Raw genomic sequence first — 21,834 nt, 5'->3', positions numbered from 1 at the left:
AATCACCCGGGCTCGTACCGGGCGGTACCGACCGGAACGCATGATCGGGACGCTGCTCTCGCTGTTCGGCGGTGGGCTCGAGGCCGTGGTCGAATCCGCGACCGGCTGGGGTGGAATGGCGGTCGTCTTCGCGTACTCGTTTCTGATCGCCTTTGTGCTCCCGGGACCGAGCGAGGTCGTACTGCTCGCACCCATCGACATCAGCCCGTCGCCGGCCGCGAACCTCCTCGGCATCATGCTCGTGAGCGCGACCGGAAAGGCCGTCGGGAGCCTCTTTGCATTCCACATCGGACAGGAGGCAAAGCGCGCCGGCCCGGTCGTCCGGTGGCTCCGGCGCTCGCGGTTCGACGTCGTCGCGTGGTCCGAAACGCGGTCGGTCCAACTGGCCCGGCGGTACGGCTACGGCGGCCTCGCGGTCGCGCTTTCCGTTCCCTTCTTTCCGGACACGATCTCGATTTACGCGTTTGCCATCCTCGAAACCGACTACGCGAAGTTCGCCGTTGCGACGTTTCTCGGGAGTCTGGGCCGTCTCGCGATCACCGTGGGGCTCTTCGGCGGGCTCACGGCCGTGGTCTGAGCGTCCCGTCGGCGCGTTCAGCCCTTGATGTTACAGACCGGTTCGACGCGAACGACCGGGTCGCCGATCCCGAGGGCCTCCGAGACGCGAACGACCTCGTCGACGTCCTTGTACACGCCCGGCGCCTCCTCGGCGATCGTCGCGCCGTTTTGGGCCTTCAGGTACACCTCGCGATCGCGGAGCTCGTCGCGCACGTCGCCGCCCCGGAACTCGTCTTTCGCCCGCGTTCGGCTCATCAGCCGCCCGGCCCCGTGGGCCGTCGAGCCAAACGAGACGTCGAGCGACCGCGCGCCGCCCCGGAGGACGTAGGATCCGGCGCCCATGCTCCCGGGGATGATGACCGGCTGTCCGACGTCGCGGTACGCCGCCGGCACCTCCGGGCGGCCGGCCGGGAACGCCCTCGTCGCGCCCTTCCGGTGGACGTACAGCTCCCGGTCCTCGCCGTCGACGTCGTGGGTCTCCTTTTTGGCGACGTTGTGCGCCACGTCGTAGAGCAGCTCCATCCCGAGAGCCTCCCAGGGCTCGTCGAACGTCTCGGCGAAGACGGCTCTCGTCCGGTGGGTGATGAGCTGTCGGTTGACCCACGCGAAGTTGATCGCCGCACACATCGCGCCGTAGTACGCCTCGGCGAGCTCCGACCCCGCCGGGGCCGCCGCCAGTTCTTTGTCCGGCAGCCGATCGAGCAGCTCCCCGTGGGCGTCCTCGATCCGCCGGAGGTACTCCGTACAGAGCTGGTGTCCGAGCCCCCGCGAGCCGCAGTGGATCAACACGACCACCTGCTCGTCCCCGAGCCCGTAGGCGTCGGCCGTGGCCCCGTCGAACACCTCGGCGACCCGCTGGACCTCGAGGAAGTGGTTCCCCGACCCGAGCGACCCCATCTGGTTTTGGCCGCGGTCCTTCGCCCGCTGGGGGACGGCGTCGGGGTCGGCGTCCCGCCGAACCCCGTTGTCCTCGCAGTGCTCGAGGTCGGACTCGACGGCGTATCCGGCCTCCAGACACCACTCGACGCCGCGTTCGAGGGCCGCCTCGAGCGCCCCGTGGTCGCCGTCGATCACGCCGCCGCCGCCGAGCCCCGAAGGGATCGCCTCGAAGAGCGCCTCGACGAGTTCCTCCTCGCGGCCGCGCACGTCGTCGTACTCGAGGTCGGTCCGCAGCATCCGGACGCCGCAGTTGATGTCGTAGCCGATCGCCCCCGGCGAGATACAGCCCGTTTCGGCGTCGATCCCGGCGACGCCGCCGACGGGAAACCCGTACCCCTGGTGGCCGTCCGGCATACAGATCGCGTACTTCCGGATGCCGGGGAGGTGGGTCGCGTTCTTCAGCTGCCGGAGGGTCCTGTCGTCGGCGATCTCCTCGAGGAGGGCCTCGCTGGCGAACACCCGTGCCGGCACCTCCATCCCTCCCTCGGCCGGGATCTCCCAGACGTGTTCGCGGACCTCGCGCAACGTGATCTCGCCCGTCTCGAACGTTCTCATACGAAACTGTACGACGGCGACGGTTCAATAACTTACCCACTGCCGTCCGACGGCTCACACTCCGTGACGAGCGATGAGTCCGGACGAGTCTTGATATGGGTACCGCAACATTTCACGGTATGACCGAGTCGGTATTCAACCGCAGTCTCCGGATTCGGCCGCCGTTCGGGGCCGTCCGGACAGCCGGAGCGACGCGAACGATCCCCGGACGAACGATCCGAACGCCATGACACGAACGGTGGCCGCTGACGGGCGCTCGACGACGGAGCTCCGCGCCGTCGTCGTCGACGACTCGCAGTTCATGCGGACCGTCATCGCCGACATGCTCGAGGCCGAATCGATCGCCGTCGTCGAGTCCGCCTCCGACGGGGCCGACGGGATCGAGGCCGTCGAGCGACACGACCCCGACGTCGTCACGATGGATCTCAAGATGCCGGGCACCGACGGCATCGAGGCCGTCGAGGAGATCATGGCGTCGACCCCGACGCCGATACTGGTGCTTTCGGCCCACGCCGGCGACGGCGCGGAACTGACCTTTGAGGCCATGGAGAAGGGCGCGGTCGATTTCTTCGAGAAGCCGAGCGGCGAGGTCTCGGTCGGCATCAAACAACAGCAGGACGCGCTGATCGAGACGGTTCGGTCGGTGGCCGACGCCGACGTCTCAGCCGCCGAGGCGGCCGCCGAGGCGGCGCCGGATCGCGCGACCGCACAGCACGCGACGGCGACGCCCTCGACGTCGACCTCGACGGAGCCGCGATCGGCCTACGCCGCCGACCCGACGCTCGTCATCGGCTCCTCGACCGGCGGCCCGACCGTCGTCGAGGGCGTGCTCGCGGAACTCCCACTCGGGGCCGACCTCCGGATCCTCGTCGTCCAGCACATGCCCGACGGGTTCACGGGGCGTTTTGCCGAACGGCTGGACGCGGCCAGCGAGTACGACGTCCGGGAGGCCTCCGACGGCGACCGGATCGGCGGCGGCGAGGCGCTCGTCGCCAAGGGCGGGTCGCACTTGGAGGTCTCGGGGTACGGCGGCGGGCGCGTCCGGGTCTCGCTTTCGGAGGGCGATCCGGTCAACAACGTCCGGCCGGCGATCGACGTGACACTCCGGACGGCGGCGGCACAGATCGACGGCCCGCTGACGGCCGCGATCCTGACCGGGATGGGGGCCGACGGGGCGGCCGGCGTCCGCGACGTCAGCGCGGCCGGCGGAACGGTGCTCGCACAGGACGAAGAGACATCCGCGGTGTTCGGGATGCCACAGCAGGCGATCGAGACCGGCGTCGTCGACGACGTTCGGCCCCGCGAGGAACTCGCTGCGGGCGTTCTGGACGCGATCACGACGGAGGACCACTCATGAACGAAGACCACATCCACGCGTTCGTCTCCGAATCTCGCGAGAGCATCACCGATCTCAACAACGCGCTCCTCGCGCTCGAGGACGATCCGAACGACGACGAGGCGATCGAATCCGTGTTCCGCACCGCCCACACGCTGAAGGGGAACTTCGGCGCGATGGGCTTTTCCGACGCCAGCGAACTCGCCCACGTGCTCGAGGACCTCTTAGACGAGATCCGCGACGGCGAGATCGACGTGACGCCGGGGATCATGGACGCGGCCTTCGACGGCGTCGATCGGATCGAGAGGATCGTCGACGAGATCGAGGCCAACGGCGAATCGACCGTCGAGACGGAATCGACGACGGCGCGGCTCCGCGCGGCGATCGAGGACGGCCCCGAGGCCGTGGCCGACGCCGCCGCGGACTCCGCGGGCGGGCCTGACGCCGATCCCGCCGTCGACGCTGAATCCGAACCGGAGTCCGAGTCCGAGTCCGGGTCTGCCCCCGACCCCGACCCCGACCCCGGACCCGATGGCGACGGCGCCGACGCGGCGTTCGCACACGCCGACGGGACGCCGGTGTTTGAGGACGCCGACCGCGTCGCTCACGCGCGGGTCGACGTCGATCCCGACGGGATGTTGGGCGTCGACGGGATGTTGGTGCTCGAACCGATCGCAGACGCCGTCGACGCCATAGAGACGGCCCCCGCCAGGGACGCGATCGAGGAGGGCGAGTACGACGGCTCCTTCGATGTGTTCGTCCCCGACGGCGACGCGGGGGAACTGGCCGACACGCTCGGATCGATCGGTGCCGTCGAGGCCTTCGAGACGGCCGAACTCGGGGCCGACCCGGCAGAATCCGCCCCCGAGTCTGACCCTGAATCCAAACCCGAGTCCGACTCCGAGGGCGCCTCTGGGGCGGCTCCGGGCGCCGAGGGCGACGCCGGTGAGAGCGACGAGGAGGGGACCGACGGGACCGTCGAGACGGGCTCCGATGCAGAGGTCGAGGCTGACGCTGACGCCGACGCCGACGAGGACGGCTCGGACTCGACGCCCGATTCCTCCGACTCCTCCGACTCCTCCGATTCCTCCGAGTCCGGCTCGTCGTCCGGCGGTTCGGGCGGCAGCGACATCTCCTCGGTCCGCGTCGACGTCGACAGACTCGACGACCTCCACGGGCTCGTCGAACAGCTCGTCACCGGCCGGATCACGATCCGCAGAGCGATCGAGGACGGCGACTTCGAGACGGCCGAGACGAGCCTCAACGACTTCGATAAGGTGACCTCGCGGCTCCAAAACACCGTCATGGACATGCGGCTGATCCCGCTGCGACGGGTGGTCAGCAACCTCCCCCGCGTCGTCCGCGACGTCGCCCGGAGCCAACGCAAGGAGGTCTCCTTCGAGATGCACGGACAGGACATCGAACTCGATCGCTCGATCCTGACGGAGATCGAGGACCCGCTCATCCACATCCTCCGGAACGCCGTCGACCACGGCGTCGAGTCGCCGGACGAACGCGAGGCCGCCGGCAAGCCGCGCGAGGGGTCGATCGAACTCCGCGCGTCCAGACAGCGCGATCACGTCACGATCACCGTCGAGGACGACGGCGGCGGGATCGACGCCGACGCGATGCGCTCGAAGGCGATCGAGGAGGGGATCGTCTCCGAGTCGGAGGCCGAGGCGATGCCCGACAGCGAGGCGTACGATCTGGTCTTTCACCCCGGCTTTTCGACCGCCGAGGAGGTGACCGACGTGAGCGGCCGCGGCGTCGGGATGGACGTCGTCCACAGCACCGTCGAACAGCTCGACGGGACGGTCAACGTCGACAGCACGCCCGGCAAGGGAACGACCGTCGAACTCCGGTTGCCGGTCTCGGTCGCCATCGTCAACGTCCTGTTCGTCAACGTCGGCGACCAGGAGTACGGCGTCCCGATCAAGAACATCGACGAGTTGACCCACGCGACCGACACCGAGACGGTCAGCGGCGAAACGGTCGTCCGCCACGACGACGAGGTGTACCCGGTCATCCGGCTGGACGAGGCCCTCGAACTCGACCACGGCGGCCCCGAGGCCGCCGGGTCGGCGGTCGCGGCCGACGGTGGCGACCTCGAAGCGCCGGAACCCTCGGACCCGAGCGCCGCGGTCGATGCGGCCGGCGGCGACGACGGCATGCTGATCCGGATCCGCGAGTCGGTCCGGCCGGTCGCGCTGCAGTGCGATTCCTTCAGCGACCAAGAGGAGGTCGTCGTCAAGCCGCTCGAGGGGTCCTTGAGCGGGATCCCGGGGCTCAGCGGGACCGCGATACTCGGCGACGGCAACATCGTCCCGATCCTCGACGTGGTGAGTCTAGAGCGATGAGCCGAAGCGACCCCGACGCCGGAATCGAGCCGGTCATAGAGTACATCGCCGACCGGATGGCCTTCGAGCCGGACTCGTACAACGAGTCGTACCTCGATCGGCGCATCTCCGCCCGGATGCGCCGGACCGACTGCGAGGGGTACTCGGCGTACCTCGACGTCCTCTCCGAGCGGGCGGACGAACGCGAGGCGCTCTTGGACGCCCTGAGCATCAACGTGACGAGTTTCTTCCGGAACCCGAGCGTCTGGGAGGGGATCCGGGAGGTCCTCCGGGGGATGACGGACGGCCGCGGGACCGTTGCGTGCTGGAGTGCGGCCTGTGCGGACGGCCGCGAGCCGTACTCGATCGCGATGCTCGCCCGCGATGACCCCGAGATAGACGACGCGTCCGTCGAGATCACGGCGACCGACATCGACGGGGAGACGCTCTCGGAGGCCCGAGACGGCGTGTACGAGTCGACCCGCACCACGGACATCCGGGCGCAACTGGAGCCGCTGTCGGCGCCCGACGACCACGTCGAGATCTCCGAGGACGGGACGTCCTTCAGCGTCGTCCCGGCGGTCAAGCGGATGGTGTCGTTCGAACAGCACGACCTGATAAGCGGCCGGGCGAAACGCGGCTACGATCTGGTTCTGTGTCGGAACCTGCTCATCTACATCGATCGGTCGTACAAAGAGCCCATCTTCGAGACGCTCACCGACGCGCTGCGGGACGGCGGCGTGTTGACGATCGGCAAATCCGAGACGCTGCCGCGCCCGTTCAGAGAGGCGTACGAACCGTACGACAGGAGCAAACACATCTACCGGAGAGCGTGAGATGTCGCTGTACGAACTAGAGCGACAGCGCGACGTCGACGAACTCGTCGAGACGCTCCGCCGGAGCGACAACCCCTCGATACGCCGCCGGGCGGCCGAGATCATCGGCGGGCTCTTCGAGTCCGACGACGTCGACGAGTCCGAACTCCTGTTGGACTCGGCGACGGAGAACGAACTCGGGATGCGCGTCGACCCCGAGGACGGCTCCGGGGACGAACGCGGGGGCGAATCGGTCGTCGACGTCCTCGTCTCGGTCGTCGCCGGAGACGACAGCGAGGCCGTCAGAGCCGCCGCCGTCGACGCGCTCGATCAACACAGCCGGGACGCGCTCGAGCGGGTCGTCAACGAGCTCTCCGAGAACGACCTCGACACCGCCGCCGACTGGGTCGCCGCACAGACGTTCGAGGAGGTCCTCGACGACGAGAAGCCGGAGCTCCGGATGGCGGCCGCGACCGGGCTGGGGCGGGTCGGCGACCCCGGCGTCACCGCGTCGCTCGTCGAGCGCCTCGGCGACCCCGACCCTCGCGTGCGCTCGCGGTGTGCCCGCGCATGCGGCCGGATCGGCGACCCCCGCGCCGTCGAGCCGCTCGAAGCGCGCCTCCGCGAGGACGCGAACGCCGAGACGCGGCGGGCGGCCGCGGCGGCCCTCGGCGAGATCGGCACCGAGGCCGCGCTTTCGGTGCTTTTGGATGCCGACGACGACCCGGAGGCCTCGGTCCGTCGCGTCATCGCCGACTCCCTCGGCGAGTTCGGAAGCGTCAAACCGGTCGAGACGCTCGTCGAGTACCTCGAGGACGAGTACGAGGCGATCCGCCGGACCGCGATGTTCTCGATGGTCGAGATCCTCTCGAACGCCCCCGCACAGCGGAGCCACGACGTCCGGGAGGCGACCGCCGACAGGCTCGAATCGGCGATGGCCGACGAGGTGGTCCCGCCGCTCTCGGAGATTCTCACGAAGAGCTCCGGGACGCCGCAGCGACGGAACGCCGCGTGGCTGCTCGGTCGCGTCGTCGGAACCGACCACCGCGACACCGCACGCGACGCGCTCATCGACGCGCTCGACGCCGAGGACGCGATGACGGCCCAGTTCGCCGCGACGAGTCTCACCAGACTCGACGATCCGGACCTCGAGACCGAACTCCTGGCGTTGGTCCGAAACGAACGCGGCGAGGCGCCCGAGACGGCCCGCGCGAAGGCGCTTTTCATCCTTGGAAAGGTCGGCGGCGACGAGACCCGCGAGGAGCTCGGCGAGTTCGTCGACCGGACCGAAAGCGACACCCTCCGCGAGCAGGCCTTCTCCGCGCTCTCGAAGCTCGGCGGGATCGGGGGTGAGGTGCCGTGAGCAGATCCGAGCGCAAGCTCCTCGATACGACCGGGCGGTTCACCCGGGTCGTCCGCGACGGCGAGAAGCTCAGCGACATCGACTGGACCGACGGCCGGATCCTGCTGTCGAACCGCCGGCTCGTCCTCGCGGGGGCGAGCGGGAAACGGACGCTGCAGCTCTCGAAGATCGACCGGATAGAGGGCCGTTACGACGTCAACCGGGCGATCGCGCAGGTCTCGGACTACGTGAGCGTCCGGATCGGTACCGACGTGTATCTCGTCTCGACGGGCGAATCCGAGAGCTTCGAGCGGACGCTGCACAAGACGATCCTCGACGGCGAGATCGTGTTGATCAAGCACCCGGCGATCGAGGGCGGCGTCGTCCAGGACGTCGAGTGGCGGAAGGCCAGGGTCAAGATCGACGAAGACGCGGTCAACCTCGCCGTCGAGGACGGATCCTTCGTCCAGATCGAAATCGACGACGTCGGCACCATCGAGGGGACCGAACGGACGGTCAACTCGAAGGAGCGCCGCGTCCTCGAGACCGAACACACCGAGGACGGCACGAGCGTCGAGACGCACCTCTCGGGCAGCGACAAGCACTGTTCCGTGCTCGGCTCCGTGCTGCGGCGGGGCGCCGAGCAGAACGCCTCCTCGATCGACCTCAACAAGGACGAGACCGAGGTGCTGATGGCGCTTTATTCGGGGGTGTCCTCGTTCGAGGTGCCGGAGTTCCTCGATATGGACCCCGACGACGTCGAGGAGATATACGAGCGACTCGTCGAGTTGGACGTCCTCCAGGAGGTCCGCATCCGCCGCGAGGTCGCGCTGAAACCCCGCGGGCGAAACATCGCGAGCGAATCGATGAACAACCAGTAGCGCTCGTCCGCTCGCGGACGGATACCACGGAACGCAGCCGCGCCGTCCGGCGCAGCGGGTCCCCGTCAGCTCGACGGTCGGGGGCGGTGGCCGATGGTCGAGGGCCGAGGCCCGGCGGCCGACGACCGGCCTCTCAGTCGTCCGCGCCGGCCGCCGACTGTTCGGGGCTCGGCACCGCGACGTCGGGCAGCGATCGCTCGATCTCCTCGCGGCGGGCCTCGAACTCCCCCGGGAGGACGAGCCGTCCGCCGAGGTCCTCGAGCGGCTCGTCGCTGTCGTAGCCCGGGCCGTTCGTCGCCAACTCGAAGAGCACGCCGCCGAACTCCCGGAAGTACACGGAGCGGAACCAGTGGCGGTCGATCTGCTCCGTCGGGCGGAGCCCGGCCGACCGGACGGCCTCCCGCATCGCCGCCTGATCCTCGTCGGTCGGCGTCTGGAAGGCGACGTGATGAACCGTCCCCGAGCCCTGCCGGCCGCCCTCGATCGTCGGCAACACGTCGACGTAGGCGCCGACCGGGCCGGCGGCCGCAAACCGGGTCCGCTCGTCGCCGGGGGTGTCGCCCTCCGCCCGCTCGGTGCCGACCTCCTCGAAGCCCATCGTCCGGAGGAGATCCTGCGTCGGGTCGGGATCGCCGAGCCAGAGCGTCACCGAGTGGAACCCCCGGATCGCGGCCGACTCGGGGACGAACGCCGTCCACGGGACCGTCGGGTCCTCCTCGTCCACCTCGACTTCGACCAGCTCCACCGGGAGCCCCCCGGGGTCCTCGAAGGGGAGGACGGTCTCCCCGAAGCGCTCGAGGCGGTCGCCGTACTCGACGCCGTGTTCCTCGAAGCGTTCCTCCCAGTACCCGAGGCTGCCCTCCGGCACCCGGAAGGCCGTCCGGCTGACCTGTCCGGAGCCGACCTTCCCGCGCGAGAGGTCCTCCCACGGGAAGAAGGTCATGCTCGTCCCGGGCGTCCCCTCCGCGTCGGCGAAAAAGAAGTGATACGTCCCGGGATCGTCCTGGTTGACCGACCGCTTGACGAGCCGGAGCCCGAGGGTCTCGATCCAGAAATCGAGGTTCCCCTGCGGGTCGTTCGTGATGCACGTGACGTGGTGGATGCCGGGCGTCGGTGGTGGCGTTGACATTACCGTCCCTACGGGCCAGAGGGACTTGAATACGCGCTGACACCGGTGTTACCGGGCGTCGCTCGGACCACTCGGATCGGGCGCACGGAGCGGACCCGACGGACCGGAGCGGCCGGCAACGCCTGCGGCTGTGAGGGCGCCGGTCAGATGTTGACGTCCTCGAGCCGCTGGCTGACGATTATCTGCCCGCTCGAGGTGAGCGATATCGCGTCCTCGTCCTCTCTGATCAGGCCCTTCTCCCGGAGCGCGTTGAGCACGTTCGTGGCCCGGGCGGCGTCGCCGCTGAGGACGCTGCCGAAGTCGATGTCGCCGCCCGTGGCGTAGATTGTCACCAGGAGCCGCTTCTGTGACTCCGTGAGGCCGATCTCTCCGACCTCCTCGAGCAGTTCGCTGTACTCGATCCGGAGGAACCGCCCGAGGAGGTTCAGCCGCCGCGCCGACAGCGGCGCGACGAGCGACGTCGACACCTGCCCCTCGTCGGCGTGCTTGACGAGAAGCGTCGGCCCGGTCGACTCGCCGATCGACTGCTCGACCCGCTGGAACTCGATGACGCTCGTGATGTCGATGCGGTCGGTCCCGGCCCCGGTGCGGAACAGCACCCGCTCGGGTTCGATCGTGAGCTTCGCCTTCCTGACCGGCTCGTCCGTCACCCGGCCGCCGACGCGTGCGGGGTGTTTGATCCGTGCTTTCGTCCCGCCGAGCAGACACCGGAACAGGACGGTCCGGAACTTCGAGACGGTCCCCTCGTCGGCCTCTACGAGGACCGTCTCGACGGTGTCGCCCGATCGGTACCCGATCGTTACCGTGCTGTCGAACAGATCACGGAGGTGCGGCGGAACGCTCCCGACGACGACGTCGACGACGTCCGAAAGCGAAATCGTGAGCCGCTCGTCGTCGCCGGCGACGACGAGGCGCCGCTGGCTCATCACGATCCGGCCCTCCGCCGGCTCGCCGTTGCCGCCCGTATCGGGGTTCCGTGCGAACCGGCCGACGAAGTCCGCGACGGCCTGTTCGTCGCTCATAGGTCCACATCCAGTAGCGTGTTAATCAACGTCTCGGTCGCAACGGCGGTCAGACAGCCGACCCAGATCAGAACCACGAAGTGCAACAGCGCGTTCCCGTAGTGGCCGCCGTCGGCGGTCCGGATCGTCAGCGACGAGATCACCGCGTTGAACAAAAGCACCAACAGCAGGAGATAGCGGAGCAAGGGCACGTTGTACATGTCGGTGTGGATGAGCGTTCCGAACTCGACGCCGCCGCTGATGTCGATCTCGAAGCCGGACATGATGATCGCGATCTCCAGGCCGGTGAAAAAGGCGAACGTGGACGCGGCGCTGATGCCGTACAGCAGGCCGACGAGCGTCACCGTCACCTGTCGGCGCTGCTCGCGGAGCTGTGCGAGTTGGTTCATGTTCTCGCTTATCAGCTCCCCGAGCAGCTTCGGCTCCCCGCCCATCTCCCGGCCGATGAGGTACATCTCGCTGAACTTCTGGATGACGTAGGACTTCGTGTCCTCGGCGAAGTACCGCCAGGCGCTCTCGGTGTCGAGCCGCATGTTGAGCCGCCGGTACAGCGAGTCGATCGTCCCGGTCAGCGAGCCGAAGTCCTTCTTCCGGAGCGTCCGAAGCACCGTCGAGGTCGTCGATTGCTTCGCGCTCTCGCTTGCCCCCAGCGCGCGGATGAAACTCGGGAACTCCTCGTCGCGCTCGACTATCGCCCGCTCCTGTCGGCGGAACACGACGGCGGGAAACAGAAACGGCACTGTCGGGATCGCGAGATACAGCGGCGTCGGGATCGATCCGAGCGGTACGAGAAGCCCGAACGGCGGCACGCCGAACGCGCTCGCAAGCATCGAGAGGGTGATGAGCGCGAACAGCACGACGCCGGCGATCGTGCTGCCCAAGATGAGCTGTTTCGAGCGCGTCCGGTAGCCCTCCTCGAGGTACCAGACCGGATCGTACGGCACGATGGCGCGGATGACGAGGAAGAACCCGATCTGGACGAAGACGAACATCGCGATGACCGCGCCGACGGTGAACGTCGGGTTCGTCCCCGTCAGGATCGGGAGGACGATGGCGAACACCAACGCGAACGTCATCGAGAGCACCATCGAGAGGTACAGGTCCTTCATCACGTCGAGGTTGTCGAGCGACTGCTGGTAGATCGTCCGGTAGTTCTCGATGATGACGCCCTGCTCCTCGAAGAGGAAATCCGACATCTCCTGGCCGGCCCCGAGGGTGTACGCGAGCCGATCGAACAGGTCCGTCAGTGACTCACTCGGGACCGACTTCGCCCGACGCCGGAGCGCGTCGTCGAGGCTCTGGTTCCAGGTGTCGACCAACTGCACGACCCGGCTGTTCTCGACGGTCAACTCGCCGTACTCCTCCTCTTGGGCGAGCTTTCTGAATACCTCCACGCGGTCGATGTTGGTCGTCGACAGCACCGTCATGTGCGTGACCATCAGGTGAAACCGGTTTTCCATCTCGATGCGGCGGCTATCGAGAGACACCTTCGGATATGCGACCCCGACCCCGAGAAACACCGCGCCCAACACCGGCAGGAGGAGTCGAACGAAGTCCAGCGTCTCCCAGACGAGCGCGAGGACGATCGTCCCGAGAAACAGCGCCGTCGTGGGAACGAGGACGGCCAGCACGTACGTCCTGGCGTCCATCTCCATCCGGTCGTATGCCTCGAGCACCGACCCGATCGCCTGCGTCGCCTGTGCGGTCCGTCCGGTGACCCCCATCGGTCAGTCCCTCCTGGTGATGGTGAACGGCAGCCCCTCGATCCCGTCGCGCTGGAAGTTCTCGATCGCCTCGTTGACCTCGTGGTACCCGAGGATGTCCTCTTGGATCATCCGCTCGATGAGGTCCGCGCGGTACTGGAGGTCGTCGTAGATCTTCCGCGTGTCCGGGTACCCGAGCAGCTCCGCGATCTGCTCTTCGAGCACGTAGGAGTTGTTCATGCCCTGAAAGACGATCTCGTCCTCGACGGGGTCCCAGTAGAACACCTGCCGGGTGACGACGCCTTCCATCTCCTTCGAGTACCCCTCGATCTCCTGGACGCTCGTCACCCGACGCAACACGTCGTCGCCCTGCTTGACGCGGTTCTGGAACAGCGCCACGTCCGCGTTGTCCATGAACGTCTCTGGGACGTTGATCGGTTCGCCCGTGAACCGCTGGATCATCGAGACGATGTCCGAGGCGTGAAACGTCAGCATGACCGGGTGGCCGGTCTGTGCGGCCTGAAACGCCATCCGCCCCTCTTCACCGCGGACCTCGCCGACGACGATGTACTCGGGCCGCGAGCGCAGCGCCGCCTCGACGAGGTTGAACATGTCGACGTCCTCGGTGTCCTCGCCGCCGCCCTCCCGGGTGAGCAGCTGCTGCCAGGTGTCGTGCGGCGGGAGCACCTCGGCGGTGTCCTCGGCCGTGTAGATCTTCGAATCCCGGGGGATGAACGACATGATGCTGTTGAGCGTCGTCGTCTTTCCCGACGCCGTTTCGCCGACGACGAACACCGTCCGCTCGTTCTCCAAACAGAGCCACAGGTACGCCGCGAGTTCGGGCGACAGCGTCCCCCACTTCGTGATCTGGTTGATCGACAGCGGGACCTCTGTCCCCTGTCGGATCGTCAGGCTCGGCCCCTTCAGGCTCACGTCGTCGCTGTAGATGACGTTCAGACGGGAACCGTCGGGGAGCGTCGAGTCGACGATCGGGTCCGAGTCGCTGAGCGGATCGCCGATCCGCTCGCCCATGTTCCGCAGCCAGTTGTCGAACTCGTCCTCGCTCCCGAAGTCCACCGTCGTCTTCAACATCCCGTAGACCTCGTGGTCGACGTAGCACTCGTCGGGCCCGATGACGTGGATGTCCTCGTTCGCCGGGTCGCGCATCACCGGCTCCAGCGGGCCGAGCCCGACGATGTCGCGGTTCAGCCGGTAGCGGATGTCCTCGAAGGTGCCCTGGGCGATCTCCTCGGTGTTCGGGTCGAGTTTGAAGCGGATCCGCTCGAAGAGGTCCTCCGGCTCGTCGCCTTTGATCTTCGTCGACTCCGAGAGCAGCTCCTCGATCCGATCGCCGTACTCGGCCTCGCTCTCCGGGGCCTTTTTGCTGACGCTGCGGCGGAGCAGCTCGTCTTTGATGTGGTCGTACATCTCGGCCTCGCTCTCCGAGAGCGTCGGCTCGATCGCGTAGTACTTCATGTCCCGCCCGACGTCCCCGTAGATGTGACAGTAGATCGGGCCGCCGACCGGGTAGAGCACGTTCGGGTAGTCGGTCTCGTACTCGTCGTCGGCGCTGTCGATGAAAAGCGGGAACTCCCCGGTGATCTGTTTGAACTTCTTGAGGTGCTCCTGGAGGTGGGGCCGCTTGGCCGCGGCCTGTCGGAGCTCGTCGGACGGCTTTGCGGTTCCCAATTCAGTCATGATCAGGCGACGCTACGGCTCTCGATCACGATCCCGGTCCCCGACCGGACGGAGAACCCGATCGTGTCTCCGACCTGTTCGCCCATCCCCGCGAACCGCTTGACGTTCACCTGCCGGCGGACGTCGTTGCCGACCTCGACCATCTCCAACTCGATGAACACGTCGGCGATCGCGCGGAAGGGGCCGATCGCGTCGCCGTCGACGGTGGAGGGGTCGACGGTCAGTATGATGATCTTCCCCTCCGAGATCATGTCTCTGAAAAACGAGATGATCTCGAGGGCCGCCTGGCGCTCCTCGTTTTTCCTGATCAGCGACTCGAATGTCGGGTCGTTCCGGAGGATGGCGTCGAACGTGTCGATGATGATCGCGTCGGCCGTCCACATCGTTTCGGCGTCCATCAGCCGGGTCAGGAGGTCCATGCGGCTGTCCTCCTCGCTGTCCCCCGACAGGACGCCGCCGGTGTCGAGGTCGGCGTGGAGAAACAAAAGCTCCTCGTCGAGCAGGTGATCGACGACGTCGTACGACAGCGAGTTCATCTGGTCTAAGAACCCGCTGACGGTCAGTTCCGTCGACAGGAGACTCACCGTTGTTCCCTCCCGGCAGAACCCGTAGGCCATCCGCTGGCTGATCGCGCTCTTGCCGGCGCCGTAGTCGCCCTCCATGAGGACGATACTCCCCCGCGGGATCCCGCCGCCGAGCTCCTTGTTCAGTCGGTCGTGGTCGTCGAGGCCGAGCGAGCGGATGTTGCGTTTGCGCTGCATGCGTTACTCGATCCCTCCGTCGTTCCACTCGAAGCTCCCCGCACGCGGGCGGTGCTCGTCCGGTTCGGTCCCCCGATCGCCGTCCCCGCCACCGGCGGCCGGCGGTTCGCGCCCGCCGTCGGACTCGATGCCGCGGTATCTCGCCTCCGGACCGCTCCGGGCGCTCTCGGGGGTCGCCCCGGCTGGACCGGTGTGAGCGTTTCGACGGCCGCCCCGGTCGGCGGAGGGTCGCTCCCTGCGGCCGCCCGCCTCGCCGAACGACACCATCTCCATGTCCGGGTTCGCGATCCGACTGATGAACCGGAGGCTGGTGTTGTGGTGGTTGACGGTCAGCGACGACCGGGGCTCGGGGTCGGCCTCGACGTCGCCGCCGAAGCCGTTCAGGAACGTCTGGAGCGTCTCGGCGGCCGGCTCGTCGACCCACTCGATGGCCTCGTAGTACGCGATTGTCCGCGCCGCCCCGTCGATGCCCGCCTCCTCGACGAGGAACTCGAGCCAGTCCATGACGACGACGTCGGCGGCGTACCCGGAGGGCAGCCGTTCGAGGTACGGCTTGCCGCCCGCGACGGCACCCACGGACTCGCCGCTCGCTTCGGCCTCCGCGACCGCCGGCTCCGTCGCGTCGGCGCTGGCCGCCTCCTCGAGACCGCCGTCGAAGCCCTCGCCGTCCATCGTGTCGTCCTCACCGCTCATCGTGTCGTCCCCGCCGCCACCGATCCCCGCTCCCGACTCGTCGCCGAGCGGGTCCGCCTCGACGCCCGCCGCGTCGTCGATCGGTCCGTCCGCCCCGTCGGTTCCGACCCCGGCCACACCGTCCTCGGCCGACGCCTCGCTTTCGTCTCCGTCCCCGTCGGAGCCGTCGTCCCAGTCGGCATCGCCGGACTCGTACTCCGCTTTGAGTTCCTCGAAGGACTTCCCGCCGCCGCCCTCGTCGCCGCCGTCGTCGATCTCGTCGTCGAACTCATCGCCGTCCCCGAAGCTGTCCTCGCCGTTCTCGGCGAAGCCGTCCTCGCCGTCCTCGAAACCGCCGTCGTCGAAGTCGTCGAATCCATCGCCGTCCTCGCCGCCGTCGTCGTCGATCTCGTCGATTTCGTCGTCGAAGTCCGCGAAGTCGTCGCCCCCCCCATTGAGGTCGTCGTCGGCGTCGAAGTCGTCGTCGAAGAACTCGTCGGCGTCGGCGTCGGCGATCGAGTCGTCGACGTCCGACTCCTCGGACTCCGCGTCGTCGTCACCGAACAGGCTCATCGAACCACCGTCGCCCGCGCCGCCGCCGCCAGCGCCGCCACCACCGCCACCGCCGAAGGCGTTCCCCATCTCGTTTTCGTCCACGAAGGGGTTCACGCCGCGGGTCACCATCTCGTAGACTTCGAGAAGCTTTCTGACGTTCTCCTCGACCTCCTCGACCGTTTCGTTTATCTGCTCATTCTCGCTTTTGACCGTGTTGACCGTCGAGGACAGCGACGCGACCTCGTTTTCGAGTTCGTCGATCCTGTTGTCCATCTCCGCGGAGGTGGCGCTGCCGCCGTCCTCCATGTCGTCGAACGTCATACCGTCGTCGCCGTCCATCAGGTCGTCCTCGCCGTCCATCAGATCGTCGCCACCGTCCATCAGATCGTCCTCGCCGCCCAGATCGCCGCCAGCGCCTCCCTCCTCCCCCTCGAAGAGGCCGCCGTCCATGTCCCCACCCGTGGAGCTTTCGTCCGGTTCCTCGTCATCGTCTCCGCCGAGTATATTGTCGATCATTGTATATGCCTCGTGTCGCGGCCCCGCTCGCCTCCGGCGGGCCGACGACAGCGTTTGCGACCGACGGCGAAACGCCGACGCCGCCCGTGGTCGGGTTACTCCACGGTACGCCGAGATCGGCTAATTAAGTTTGGGGCATTTCACCGTTCGTGTCGCCGGTAGAGTCGCCGCCGAGTACGGCCGCAGTATCCGGGTTTTCTCCCGATCGTTCGGTCGGCCGATCCGGGCGCGATCCCCGGCGTTTATACCGGCTCTCGGACCGCCCCGAACCGCCCCGGTCCGCCCCGATCCCCCCGGCCGAGCCGACGCCTGCCGCCGCGTCTCTCAGTGTCTGAACACGTACACGGCGTCGGACTCGTTGAGGAGACAGAACCGCGAGCCGTCGTTCTCCGGAAACGACGTCGCCGCGCGCTCGGTCACGAACAACCGCTCGAACGCCGTCCGGCAGGCCGGGCACTCGACGCCGTCCCTGTTCGTAAAGAGCTTGGTGTTGCCGTCGTCGGTGAGCTGTTTGAGGCGGTGTCGCTCGCCGCGGAGGTCGAACGCCGTCACTGTCCGCCCCCCCGGCGATCCTCGGGGTTTCGGTCCGCGTGGCTTTGGGGGTCGTGTCCGAGAACGACGGCGCCGGTCGGCGGCCGCCGCCGGTACACCACGAGCCACCCGAGGGCGCCGATCGCCCAAACGCAGAGCGACAGCGCGGCGAACGCCCCCTTTGCGACCGCGGTCGCGATCACGTGAATCCGGGTCGCCCCGGCGACGAGCGTTCCGAGGAACACGCCGATCACGGCCGGCCACAGAAGCGAGTCGACGCCCGGCCGAAACAGGAGGACCGCGGCCGTGACGACGCCGGGAAGCGTCACGAGCGCGGTCCGAAACCGCGTCTTGAACGGGCGGCTCCCGGCCCGCGGGAACGCGACGATCCCGGCGGCAAGCGCCCCGATCGCGACCGCCGTCGCCGCCCACAGCACGGCGCCGGGGTCCCCGGCGAGGAGGGGCTCGTACAGCTCCGCGACCGTCGTCGCCTCCGAGACGGGCTCTCTCGCCAGCATCCACACGAAGTAAAACGCCGTCAGCCAGACCAAGACGACGACGTCCAACAGCGACTCCACGGTCAGGCCCTCCAGGCCGACCCGGAGGATACGGTGGGCGAGCGCCAGGGCGGACAGGAACGCATACGACGTGAACACGAGCGTGAGCCAGTCGCCGCCGACGATGACGTCGCCGTGTCGGCCCGTGACCGTCCCGACGACGTAGTACCCGAGCCAGGCGTACGGAACGGCGACGAGCAGGACCGCCGCGCTCCGGCCCGGCGCGGCGACGAGCGCAGAGAGCGCCGCCCGTCCGGCCTCGCGGACCGACGGCCACCGATCGGGGCCGATCGTTCCGCCGTCGGTCGACGACCCGGTAGCCATACCCGCAGATATCGGGTGCCGTTTCAAAGCGTTTCGGGTCGTTTCGGGCGCCGAGCGCCCCGCGGCCGCCGGTTTCGAGGTCAGTCCTTCCGCTTGACGACGTCGCCGAGCGTCGTGCCGCCGGTCGAGGAGCCGCCGGACCACTCGTCGTCGCCGCCCGAGCCACCCATCGAGAGTTCGATGCCGAGCGAGCGTTCGAGCTTGCGCTGGATCGTGTCGCTCGGAAGCACGTCGCCGCGCTCCAGTTTCCGGATGAGACTCGCCTTCTCGTTGAGCTGATCCGCGAGTTCCTCCTGTGTGAGCCCCTCGGACTCGCGGGCGCTTCTGATCCGGTCGTCGTAGTCCTGGGCCACCTCGTCCATCTCGTCGAACATGTCCCGACGGCTGCCGCCACCGCTCGAGGAACTCCCCGAGGACCGGCCCGAGGACCCCGAGTCGGACGAGCCCGACGACGTGGAGTACTTCGTCGAGGTCGAGGACGTCTCGTCCGTTTTCACCTCCGTGCCGAAGTCGGCGCAGTCGTCGCACACGTCGAGTTCGGCCCCCTCGATCTTGACCGTCTTCGGCGACCCGGTCTCGGTACCGCACATCTCACACTGGACCATAGGTGAGGTTACCGGGGCGGGACAAAAGGGTTTTCCGCCGGCCCGCCCGGCGGTCAGTCGATCGCCCGCATCGAGTAGTAGAACCGCTGGAGCGCGGTCAGGTGCCCGACGACGGCGAGAAACACCAACAGCCACACGGCGAGCGGCCGCCCGCCGACCGGCGCGCCGTAGCCGGCCGCGACGGCGGTGACGATACCGATGATCGCGAGGCGGTCGGCGCGGCCGACAACCCCGCCGTAGACCCGATCGAGCCCCACCGCCTGCGCTTGGGTTCCGAGATAGGAGGTCATCAACACGCCCGTCACCGCCACCAGACCGATCAGGTGTGCGCCCGTCCCGACCGCGAGCCCCGCGACGATGACGATGTCCGCGTAGCGATCGAGGACGTGATCGAGCAGGTCGCCGGCCGAGGAGTCCGATCCCTGCCTGCGCGCGAGCGCGCCGTCGAGGAGGTCCATCCACCCGTTGCAGAGCACGAACACCGCGCCGACGAGATACAGGGCCGGCCCCGCCCCGAGTCCGACCTCAGGCCCGACCGCGTCGACGCCGGCGAGCGCGTAGGCGACCCCCGCGAGCGAGGCGAACCCGAACGCGATGACGCTGACGCCGTCCGGGGTCAGTCCGATCCGGTCGGCGATCCCCACGAAGGGCTCGAGGATCCGCTCTGCGACGGGCCTGAAGCGATCGAGCGTCATGTCATAGGTACCCCGTGAAATCGACGGCGCCGGCGGTCGGGTCCCGGTCGCCGTCGAGCACCGCCTCGATGTCGCCCGCGACCGCCTCGGGGTCCCGTCCGGTCGTATCGATCTCGTAGACGCGATCGAGTCCGTGGCGCTCGACGGCCTCCGAGAGGATCACGTCGAGGGCCTCCGCCTCGGCGTTTTCGGCCGCCTCACGCTCGGGCGCGCCCCGACCGCCCAAGCGCCGTGTTAACGCCTCGGGGTGACAGCGCAACACGACGACCCGGTCGGCCTCGAGGTGGTGTGCCAGGTGGGACTCGACGAGGACGCCGTCCCGACCGGAGAGGCGGGCCGCGACGGCGTCGATGTCCGCGATCGCGCTGTTTCGCTCCTCGTCGGTCCCGGCGATCAACCCCGCGTCGTGGACGAGGTCGTTCAGCGCGATCACCTCGAGGTCCGTCCCGACGCGCCCCACGGCGGTCGTCTTGCCCGTCCCCGGGGTTCCGGTCACGCAGACTCTCATACGAGGCCGTTGAGCACCTCCACGGCCCGCTTCGTTCCCTCTCTCGTCCCGCAGGTGATCCGGATACACCCGGGGAGACCGAACGAGGTCGTGTCCCGGACGATGACGCCCTCGCGCTGGGCGGCCGCCGCGACGTCGCCGCCGTCGCCGACCTCACAGAGAACGAAGTTCCCGGCGCTCTCCCAACTCGGACACGCCAGGGTCTCGTAGACGTACTCCCGCGCCCACGCCGCCGTCTCGACGGTCTTCTCGACGTGGGCCTCGTCGTCGAGGGCGGCCAGCCCCGCCCGGCAGGCGATCTCGGAGGCGGCGAACGGCGTGTTGATCCGGGCGTAGGCGTCGGCCCACTCCCCGGGGACGATGGCGTACCCGAGACGCAGCCCCGCGAGCCCGTAGGCCTTCGAGAACGTCCGAAGGACGGCCACGTCGTCGCGCTCCTCGGTGAGCGCGACCGCCGACGGCGACCCGGAGAACTCCCCGTAGGCCTCGTCGACGAGCACGAGCGTCTCCTCGTCGGTCCCCTCGGCGACGGCCTTGATGCCGGTGAGCGAGATCTCGCTTCCGGTCGGGTTGTGCGGCGTCGTCAGGTAGACGATCCGCTCGCCGGCGTACGCCTCGAGGATCGCCTCGGGGGACTGTTCGAACCCCTCGGACTTCCGGAGAGGGTACTCGTTGACGACGCCGTGGTGGTACCGCGCGCTCATCGCGTAGTACGCGAACCCCGGCGTCGGGACGAGCACGCCGTCGCCGGGGCGCAGTGTCGCCCGGGCGAGGTAATCGAGCGCACCGTCGCCGCCGTTGGCGAGCCAGACCTGCCCGGCGTCGACGGCGAACTCCCCGGCGAGGCGCTCTCTGAGATCGGCCGCCGATGACTTCGGGTAGCTGTGTACCGACGGCGCGTGCCGCCGGATCGCCTCGACCGCCTTCGGAGCGGGGCCGAAGGGGTTCTCGTTCGAGGAGAGCTTGACGAGGCTCTCGGGATCGAGACCCAACTCCCGGGCGACCTCCTCGATCCCCCGGCCGGCCTCGTAGGCGGTGTGGTTCGATAGGTCCCGCGGTTGCATGGCTGGACTAAACGCGTCGCGCGTCTTAAGCGTGCTCAACCGCCGACGCCGCTCGGACCGAACGGATTAAGCCCGCGACGACGGACCGTCACGGTGTGCGCGATCGAACCGGGGTTATCGTCGCCGGCGGCCGGTCGGTGCGGACGGGCGGGACCGAAACGACCGTCGCCGACGTCGCCGGCACCCCGCTCGTCAGACGCGTCGCCGACCGCCTGCTCGGGGCCACCGATCGGTTGGTCGTCAACTGCCGGGCCGACCAGCGCCCGGCGATCGAGGAGGCCCTCGCTGGGCTCGACCCGACGTTCGCGGTGGCCTCCGAGCCGGACCGGGGCGCACTCGAGGGGATCTCGACCGGGCTCGAAGCCGCCACGACGGAGTACGCCGCCGTCGTCGCCGCGGACCTCCCGCTTCTCGATCCGGGCATCGTCTCGTATCTCTTCGAGCGGGCCGCCGGACGCGAGGCGGCCGTCCCGCGTCCGAGCGCGTGGTTCGAACCGCTACACGCCGTCTACGAGCGGGCGCCGACGATCGAGGCCTGCGATCGCGCGCTCGAGGGCTCCGATCCGCGGACCATCGATCACCTCTCCTCGCTCGATCGCGCCGTCGTTGACCGGGCTGTCCTCCTTGATCACGGCTCTCTCGACAGCTTCGAGAGCGTCGACACGCCCGCGGACCTCCGGTGGGCGATCGAGCGCTGTCGGGCCGACGGCGACGGTGCGTGATTATAAGTCC

The 21,834-nt window shown here is 68.4% G+C and carries 20 protein-coding genes; 7 read left to right on the top strand and 13 right to left on the bottom strand.

The genetic code is table 11. The features are described from left to right. Positions 1 to 40: 40 nt before the first annotated feature. Positions 41 to 577, top strand: a complete 537-nt coding sequence (locus Q0916_RS04505; RefSeq protein ID WP_299234976.1) for a YqaA family protein — start codon at positions 41 to 43, stop codon at positions 575 to 577. 17 nt (positions 578 to 594) lie between these two features. On the opposite strand, the gene Q0916_RS04500 is transcribed toward Q0916_RS04505, so the two are convergent. Then, positions 595 to 2,052, bottom strand: coding sequence for an RtcB family protein (locus Q0916_RS04500; RefSeq protein ID WP_299234973.1), 1,458 nt, complete (start codon positions 2,050 to 2,052; stop codon positions 595 to 597). 226 nt (positions 2,053 to 2,278) lie between these two features. Here Q0916_RS04500 and cheB point away from each other — a divergent pair, with 226 nt between their 5' ends. From cheB to Q0916_RS04475, 5 genes are read left to right on the top strand one after another with little or no spacing between them, the layout of a single operon-like run. Continuing rightward, positions 2,279 to 3,409, top strand: coding sequence for a chemotaxis-specific protein-glutamate methyltransferase CheB (cheB, locus tag Q0916_RS04495; protein ID WP_299234972.1), 1,131 nt, complete (start codon positions 2,279 to 2,281; stop codon positions 3,407 to 3,409). Beyond that, positions 3,406 to 5,745, top strand: a complete 2,340-nt coding sequence (locus Q0916_RS04490) for a chemotaxis protein CheA (RefSeq protein WP_299234971.1) — start codon at positions 3,406 to 3,408, stop codon at positions 5,743 to 5,745. The genes cheB and Q0916_RS04490 overlap by 4 nt, the downstream gene beginning before the upstream one ends. Further along, positions 5,742 to 6,560, top strand: a complete 819-nt coding sequence (locus Q0916_RS04485) for a CheR family methyltransferase (RefSeq protein WP_299234970.1) — start codon at positions 5,742 to 5,744, stop codon at positions 6,558 to 6,560. Before Q0916_RS04490 ends, Q0916_RS04485 begins: the two co-directional genes overlap by 4 nt. A 1-nt stretch (position 6,561) precedes the next feature. Then, positions 6,562 to 7,902 (top strand): HEAT repeat domain-containing protein, encoded by a 1,341-nt coding sequence (locus tag Q0916_RS04480; protein ID WP_299234968.1) that lies wholly within the window; start codon positions 6,562 to 6,564, stop codon positions 7,900 to 7,902. After that, positions 7,899 to 8,762 (top strand): CheF family chemotaxis protein, encoded by an 864-nt coding sequence (locus Q0916_RS04475; RefSeq protein WP_299234966.1) that lies wholly within the window; start codon positions 7,899 to 7,901, stop codon positions 8,760 to 8,762. Before Q0916_RS04480 ends, Q0916_RS04475 begins: the two co-directional genes overlap by 4 nt. Before the next feature lie 133 nt (positions 8,763 to 8,895). On the opposite strand, the gene Q0916_RS04470 is transcribed toward Q0916_RS04475, so the two are convergent. From Q0916_RS04470 to hisC, 12 genes are all read right to left on the bottom strand, one after another. Then, positions 8,896 to 9,891, bottom strand: coding sequence for a ring-cleaving dioxygenase (locus tag Q0916_RS04470; RefSeq protein ID WP_299234964.1), 996 nt, complete (start codon positions 9,889 to 9,891; stop codon positions 8,896 to 8,898). Positions 9,892 to 10,034: 143 nt separating this feature from the next. Continuing rightward, positions 10,035 to 10,913, bottom strand: coding sequence for a CheF family chemotaxis protein (locus Q0916_RS04465; RefSeq protein ID WP_299234962.1), 879 nt, complete (start codon positions 10,911 to 10,913; stop codon positions 10,035 to 10,037). Then, the gene (flaJ, locus tag Q0916_RS04460) at positions 10,910 to 12,637 is read right to left on the bottom strand and encodes an archaellar assembly protein FlaJ (RefSeq protein WP_299234961.1); all 1,728 of its coding nucleotides are present in this window, start codon (positions 12,635 to 12,637) and stop codon (positions 10,910 to 10,912) included. Before flaJ ends, Q0916_RS04465 begins: the two co-directional genes overlap by 4 nt. A gap of 3 nt (positions 12,638 to 12,640) precedes the next feature. After that, positions 12,641 to 14,314 carry a type II/IV secretion system ATPase subunit gene (locus tag Q0916_RS04455; RefSeq protein ID WP_299234959.1) on the bottom strand — a complete coding sequence of 558 codons (1,674 nt, stop codon included), beginning with the start codon at positions 14,312 to 14,314 and terminating at the stop codon, positions 12,641 to 12,643. Between the two features lie 2 nt (positions 14,315 to 14,316). After that, positions 14,317 to 15,075, bottom strand: a complete 759-nt coding sequence (locus Q0916_RS04450) for an ATPase domain-containing protein (protein WP_299234957.1) — start codon at positions 15,073 to 15,075, stop codon at positions 14,317 to 14,319. A gap of 3 nt (positions 15,076 to 15,078) precedes the next feature. Further along, positions 15,079 to 16,818, bottom strand: coding sequence for a FlaD/FlaE family flagellar protein (locus Q0916_RS04445; protein WP_299234954.1), 1,740 nt, complete (start codon positions 16,816 to 16,818; stop codon positions 15,079 to 15,081). 324 nt (positions 16,819 to 17,142) lie between these two features. Further along, complete coding sequence (locus tag Q0916_RS04440; RefSeq protein ID WP_299234952.1) at positions 17,143 to 17,370, bottom strand: DUF7385 family protein; 228 nt, start codon at positions 17,368 to 17,370, stop codon at positions 17,143 to 17,145. Beyond that, positions 17,367 to 18,230: a hypothetical protein gene (locus Q0916_RS04435; protein ID WP_299234949.1), complete on the bottom strand. Its 864-nt coding sequence runs from the start codon at positions 18,228 to 18,230 to the stop codon at positions 17,367 to 17,369. Before Q0916_RS04435 ends, Q0916_RS04440 begins: the two co-directional genes overlap by 4 nt. An 80-nt stretch (positions 18,231 to 18,310) precedes the next feature. After that, positions 18,311 to 18,835, bottom strand: coding sequence for a multiprotein bridging factor aMBF1 (locus Q0916_RS04430; RefSeq protein WP_299234946.1), 525 nt, complete (start codon positions 18,833 to 18,835; stop codon positions 18,311 to 18,313). 53 nt (positions 18,836 to 18,888) lie between these two features. Beyond that, positions 18,889 to 19,530 (bottom strand): CDP-alcohol phosphatidyltransferase family protein, encoded by a 642-nt coding sequence (locus Q0916_RS04425; RefSeq protein ID WP_299234943.1) that lies wholly within the window; start codon positions 19,528 to 19,530, stop codon positions 18,889 to 18,891. 1 nt (position 19,531) lies between these two features. Continuing rightward, positions 19,532 to 20,038 (bottom strand): adenylate kinase family protein, encoded by a 507-nt coding sequence (locus tag Q0916_RS04420; RefSeq protein ID WP_299234940.1) that lies wholly within the window; start codon positions 20,036 to 20,038, stop codon positions 19,532 to 19,534. Next, entirely contained in the window at positions 20,035 to 21,102 is a 1,068-nt protein-coding gene (hisC, locus tag Q0916_RS04415) for a histidinol-phosphate transaminase (RefSeq protein ID WP_299234937.1), read from the bottom strand. The genes Q0916_RS04420 and hisC overlap by 4 nt, the downstream gene beginning before the upstream one ends. A 95-nt stretch (positions 21,103 to 21,197) precedes the next feature. On the opposite strand from hisC, the gene mobA reads away from it, so the two are divergent. Next, positions 21,198 to 21,824 (top strand): molybdenum cofactor guanylyltransferase, encoded by a 627-nt coding sequence (gene mobA, locus Q0916_RS04410; protein ID WP_299234934.1) that lies wholly within the window; start codon positions 21,198 to 21,200, stop codon positions 21,822 to 21,824. The last annotated feature ends 10 nt before the right edge of the window (positions 21,825 to 21,834 follow it).

It is taken from the genome of Natronomonas sp. (assembly GCF_028274965.1).
In the GTDB taxonomy this organism is placed as follows: Archaea; Halobacteriota; Halobacteria; order Halobacteriales; family Haloarculaceae; genus Natronomonas.
This window is presented reverse-complemented; position numbering and strand designations above follow the sequence as displayed.

What these genes read in the sequence shown, in the direction of transcription:
- Q0916_RS04465 (WP_299234962.1), bottom strand. Translation starts at nt 10,913, where the DNA reads ATGAGCGACGAACAGGCCGTCGCGGACTTCGTCGGCCGGTTCGCACGG.
- Q0916_RS04505 (WP_299234976.1), top strand. Translation starts at nt 41, where the DNA reads ATGATCGGGACGCTGCTCTCGCTGTTCGGCGGTGGGCTCGAGGCCGTG.
- Q0916_RS04480 (WP_299234968.1), top strand. Translation starts at nt 6,562, where the DNA reads ATGTCGCTGTACGAACTAGAGCGACAGCGCGACGTCGACGAACTCGTC.
- Q0916_RS04485 (WP_299234970.1), top strand. Translation starts at nt 5,742, where the DNA reads ATGAGCCGAAGCGACCCCGACGCCGGAATCGAGCCGGTCATAGAGTAC.
- cheB (WP_299234972.1), top strand. Translation starts at nt 2,279, where the DNA reads ATGACACGAACGGTGGCCGCTGACGGGCGCTCGACGACGGAGCTCCGC.
- Q0916_RS04450 (WP_299234957.1), bottom strand. Translation starts at nt 15,075, where the DNA reads ATGCAGCGCAAACGCAACATCCGCTCGCTCGGCCTCGACGACCACGAC.
- flaJ (WP_299234961.1), bottom strand. Translation starts at nt 12,637, where the DNA reads ATGGGGGTCACCGGACGGACCGCACAGGCGACGCAGGCGATCGGGTCG.
- Q0916_RS04470 (WP_299234964.1), bottom strand. Translation starts at nt 9,891, where the DNA reads ATGTCAACGCCACCACCGACGCCCGGCATCCACCACGTCACGTGCATC.
- Q0916_RS04430 (WP_299234946.1), bottom strand. Translation starts at nt 18,835, where the DNA reads ATGGTCCAGTGTGAGATGTGCGGTACCGAGACCGGGTCGCCGAAGACG.
- Q0916_RS04500 (WP_299234973.1), bottom strand. Translation starts at nt 2,052, where the DNA reads ATGAGAACGTTCGAGACGGGCGAGATCACGTTGCGCGAGGTCCGCGAA.
- Q0916_RS04420 (WP_299234940.1), bottom strand. Translation starts at nt 20,038, where the DNA reads ATGAGAGTCTGCGTGACCGGAACCCCGGGGACGGGCAAGACGACCGCC.
- Q0916_RS04445 (WP_299234954.1), bottom strand. Translation starts at nt 16,818, where the DNA reads ATGATCGACAATATACTCGGCGGAGACGATGACGAGGAACCGGACGAA.
- hisC (WP_299234937.1), bottom strand. Translation starts at nt 21,102, where the DNA reads ATGCAACCGCGGGACCTATCGAACCACACCGCCTACGAGGCCGGCCGG.
- Q0916_RS04435 (WP_299234949.1), bottom strand. Translation starts at nt 18,230, where the DNA reads ATGGCTACCGGGTCGTCGACCGACGGCGGAACGATCGGCCCCGATCGG.
- Q0916_RS04490 (WP_299234971.1), top strand. Translation starts at nt 3,406, where the DNA reads ATGAACGAAGACCACATCCACGCGTTCGTCTCCGAATCTCGCGAGAGC.
- Q0916_RS04455 (WP_299234959.1), bottom strand. Translation starts at nt 14,314, where the DNA reads ATGACTGAATTGGGAACCGCAAAGCCGTCCGACGAGCTCCGACAGGCC.
- Q0916_RS04425 (WP_299234943.1), bottom strand. Translation starts at nt 19,530, where the DNA reads ATGACGCTCGATCGCTTCAGGCCCGTCGCAGAGCGGATCCTCGAGCCC.